Origin of the sequence: Adonisia turfae CCMR0081, assembly GCF_011009555.1 — a bacterium.
Lineage (GTDB): Bacteria > Cyanobacteriota > Cyanobacteriia > Phormidesmidales > Phormidesmidaceae > Leptothoe > Leptothoe turfae.
Genome location: NZ_QXHD01000004.1, coordinates 165,787 through 168,657, shown reverse-complemented (window position 1 = coordinate 168,657; position 2,871 = coordinate 165,787). Strand labels below are relative to the sequence as shown.

At 46.6% G+C, this 2,871-nt stretch carries 2 protein-coding genes; both read left to right on the top strand.

The window, feature by feature from the left end:
- The coding region (locus tag DXZ20_RS04980; RefSeq protein ID WP_250565627.1) for a CHAT domain-containing protein at nt 1-2,022 on the top strand (2,022 nt) is incomplete at its 5' end.
- 71 nt (nt 2,023-2,093) lie between these two features.
- The coding region (locus DXZ20_RS04975) for a clostripain-related cysteine peptidase (protein WP_163703403.1) at nt 2,094-2,871 on the top strand (778 nt) is incomplete at its 3' end.

The window sequence follows — 2,871 nt, the reverse complement described above, 5'->3', positions numbered from 1 at the left end:
CCTGACCTAGCCCAGTACCATGCCTCTATGCTCAACAGTTTGGGTAATACCTATGTCCGTTGGTCCCGACTTAAACAGCGCCGGGCCGAGGCAGCGGCCCAACTCGGTCTCGATCAGGCCAATGAACCGATTTCTGAACGGTTAAAAAACGAATCTGCGCAGCTGAAAGCTGATGCCACCGATGCCTTTACCACGGCGATTGAGTTAGCCCAGACACAGGGCAACATCGCAGCCGAAATGCGATCTCACTTAAGTATCGTTTCCTTAAATCGGGGGGATGCGATCTCAACCACTTCTCAAAATCGCCTGGCCCAGCTCATTCCCCAATTGCCCCCCAGTCGCGAAACGGCCTATGCAGCCATTACCCTAGCCAAGTCTTACCATCTACCGTCACAAGACTTTGCCTGCATAGACAAATCTCAGACCAAGCCCCAAGTCAAAACCTGGTTAGAAATCGGTCTCCAGATTGCCGAACATATCCAAGATGAACGGGCAAAATCCTTTGCTTTGGGAGAGCTAGGCCACCTGGCAGAATGTCAGCGCAACTGGGCCGAAGCCGTTCGGTTAACCAACCAGGCCCAGCTAGTGGCCAGTGATGCTCTGGAGTCTACCGATAGTCTATACCTTTGGGAATGGCAGATGGGCCGTATCTATAGGGAACAGGCGCAAAGAGGGCAGGCCCTTGCCTTCTATAAACAATCCATCAATACTTTAGAAGACATTCGCACTAGCATTCTCACCGCAAACCGTGATCTACAATTCGACTTCCGTGATACCGTTGCTCCTATTTATCGTCAATACATTGAGCTACAGTTACCCCCTGGTCCTGGTTCTCAAATAGACAAGCAAGTAACACCTAATACTGCTCCCAATATTGATGAAACCCTGCAGACTGTCGATTCCCTCAGACTGGCAGAATTGCAAAACTTTTTTGGTGATAACTGTGTGTTAGTAGCTTCTGAGAATGCTCGCGATCGCTTACTTGCTAATGATTCCCAGACAACCATTATTACTTCTATTGTTGTTCGAAATCACACTGCTTTAATTGTCAATCCACCGAAAAGCGATCCTGCCGTCGTCTGGGTTGAGGGCAATAATGAAACACTAGAGAGCCTGGCCGGGAAATTTCGCTCCGAACTGACAAACTTTGTTCCCTTTAAGACATACTATGCTTCTTTTGGTCAAAGGCTTTATGAAAAACTACTCTTGCCGATAGAACCGTACTTAGAAGATACCCAAACATTGGTGTTTATCCAGGATAGTTTTCTACGCAATATTCCAATGTCGGCTCTGCATGATGGCAACCGTTATCTTGTTGAGAAATATGCGATCGCAACCACACCCTCTCTCAGTTTGACAGCTCCTCGCGCCCCCAAGAGAGATATCAAAGTACTTGCCGTTGGTTCAAATTTAGACATCGTTACTGAGAGTGGCCGAGATTTTAAGGAGCTCGACTTGGTAGATAATGAACTTGCTGCAATTGCAGACTTACTACCCGATAGTAAAACCTTACTCAATGAAGAGTTCACTATTGATCGCTTCAAAACGGCATTACAAGAGACTCGCTACTCGATTCTGCACCTCGCCACCCACGGACAATTTAGCACTGTCCCTGAGGAAACTTTTGTCATTACTGGCCCTAATGCAGAGAAAGATGATAAAGCCGAAGAAATTACATTTGAGCAACTGGAAGCCCTAATCTCCGATTCTTCCACTAATAATGAACCTCTCGACCTGATTACCCTAACCGCCTGCCAAACTGCCACTGGCGATGATCGAGCTACTTTAGGGCTTGCTGGTGTTGCTATTCAGTCCGGTGCTAGAAGTGCGATCGCATCCCTATGGAACTTAAATGACAAGGCGGCAGCAACGTTCAGTTCTCAATTTTATAGCTATCTTCAGGACCCAAATATTAGCAAAGCACAGGCATTACAAAAGGCCCAAATTGATCTCATCAATGCCGAGCTCGGTGGCCATCCAGGGAAATGGGCACCTTTAGTTTTAGTCGGTAACTGGCAATAAGGCACTCCAAATCTGTTGGAGTGAAGTTAGAAAGTATCGATAAAAAGGTTTGCGATCGTATAAGAATTCCTATGCAGCGCAGAAAATTCTGTCAATACCTGGTCGTTGGGACATCTTGCCTGGCTAGCTCCATCAGCAAAGGCTCAGCCTTTGCCATAACTCCTAAAACCCACCCGTGGGTGGTTTTATACTGGATGCCCTACGACAATAATCTCTCTCAGTTTGGTGAACCCATTGTAGAAATGTTAGTCCGTGGCACCCAACAGTCTACAGCTGCCGTAGCTATACAATCAGACTACTGGGGAGCTGCCAATATGCGGCGACGTCAAATCATTGGTGGCACCGTTACTGAAATCGATGTATCAGGAGAAGACAGTAGTAATGCATCTGCCTTAGCAGCTTATCTCGACTGGGCCTATCAAACATTTGAAGCAGACCATTGGGCTATCATTGTTGTCGGACATGGTGGAAAAATCAACGAAATTAGCCCTGACGATCACCAAGTGAATAATCAACCACGAACCTGGATGGGTGTTGATCAGTTTACTGATGTCGTAGCCAACTTCAATCGAGCTGTTGATGGACGAGTTGAACTACTCTTCTTTCAGAACTGTAATAAAGCCACGTTAGAAGTCGTATATGAGGCTAGAAACTCTTCCCGATATACACTGGCTTCTCAGCTGACTTTAGGGGCACCCAACTACTACTATGAGGACCTTCTGAATCACTTGAACCCATCTACGGATGGTCGTGAAGCTGGACTGGCTATTATCGATGCCGAAAGAGCTGATATGTATCACACCCTAACTTTAGTGGACAATCAAGCCGTTGAAAACATACCAGAAAAAC